This window comes from Pseudoalteromonas sp. SWYJ118 (genome assembly GCF_015864505.1).
Taxonomy (GTDB): Bacteria; Pseudomonadota; Gammaproteobacteria; order Enterobacterales; family Alteromonadaceae; genus Pseudoalteromonas; species Pseudoalteromonas arctica.
This window is the reverse complement of record NZ_JADYXC010000060.1, coordinates 1-1,433: the sequence shown is the minus strand read 5'-3', so window position 1 is coordinate 1,433 and position 1,433 is coordinate 1. Positions and strand designations below refer to the sequence as shown.

Sequence of the window (1,433 nt, the reverse complement as noted above, 5' to 3'; positions counted from 1 at the left end):
TAACACCGATCAGTTAAGGTATTTTTGATCGGTTGACCGATCTTTTGGTTGCTTCACAATACCCTTATCATCTTTTGATTATGAGGGTATTTTTATGCTTAGTCATTGGTTACTTGATACGGATATATTCGCCACTCCTGACTCTTTATCTACATTTCAGAAACATATCCCTCTTGAGTGGATTTCTAATGTGCTCGAGCAGACCGATAAAGCAAGTATTCGCAAACGAAAGTTACCTGCTGAGCTTGTCGTCTGGCTTATCATTGCAATGGGTCTTTTTCGCGACCGCTCTATTAGTGACGTTGTTGAGAAGTTAGATTTAACACTCACTGATACCCTGGGCGATACGGTTGCTCCAAGTGCTATTCCTCAAGCGAGACAGCGCCTGAGTAGCGACCCCCTCCAAGCCTTATTTCACCTATGTGCAGCCCATTGGACACAAGAAGAAGATGCTGATGATACGTGGTATGGACTCCGGTTATTTTCTGTCGATGGAACGCAATTTCGTGCACCCGATACACCTGCTCTTGCTGAGCACTTTCACTATATTAAGCACAGTAAAAACCGTCATACAGAATATCCTATTGTACGCCTATGCGCCTTAAGCTCCTTGCGTAGCCGGTTGATACACCACGTTGCCTTCGGGCCCAGTTATCAAGGTGAGGTGAACTACGCAAAGCAGCTATTTGGTCATGTAAGTGATAACAGTCTAACTATTTTTGACCGATGTTATCTCAGCGCTGAGCTACTGATTAATTGGCGTAAGCAACACCCACAGTCGCACTGGATGGTCCCGATTAAAAGCAACACGCAATACACCATCATTGAATCTTACTCTGAGCATGACTTCAAAGTAGAGATGAGTGTATCTGCGCATGCCAGAAAACAAGACCCTTCGCTTCCTGAGTGCTGGCAGGCCAGACTGGTTCTTTATCCTGAGCCAATAGGGCCTGGAAAAATAAAAGGTCTGCTGTGCTCTTTGGATGATAAACAGGCTTTTGGTGCACAGGCCATTCTTGATGTCTATTTCGAGCGCTGGGAAATTGAAAATAGCTATGGAGAAATAAAACACCAGATGCTTGAGGATAGTATTCTTTTGCGTAGTCAGACTGTGGATGGAGTCAATCAAGAGCTATGGGGTATATTGCTAGCCTACAATTTAATTCGAGTAGAGATAAGTCGAATAGCCAAAGAGGCTAAAGTCTCCCCGCTGAGAATTAGTTTTGTCATGGCTTTGCGGGATATACAGGATGAAATACTCTGGTGTGCCATCGCTTCGCCAGGTTCAATTCCAAAGAAATTAAGGGCAATGCGAGAACGAGTGAAACGTTATATTCTTCCAGAAAAAAGAAAACGGCCCAAAAGTAGGACCGTTCGAATTTCAAAAACTCGGTACACCATTAAGTCAAAACATGCTTAACTGAATGGTGTTA

At 43.7% G+C, this 1,433-nt stretch carries 1 protein-coding gene; it reads left to right on the top strand.

Annotated elements, in window-relative coordinates:
* Nucleotides 1-94: 94 nt before the first annotated feature.
* On the top strand, nt 95-1,420 hold the full coding sequence (locus I6F48_RS21155) for an IS4 family transposase (protein ID WP_197120244.1): 1,326 nt from the start codon (nt 95-97) through the stop codon (nt 1,418-1,420).
* Nucleotides 1,421-1,433: the final 13 nt, after the last annotated feature.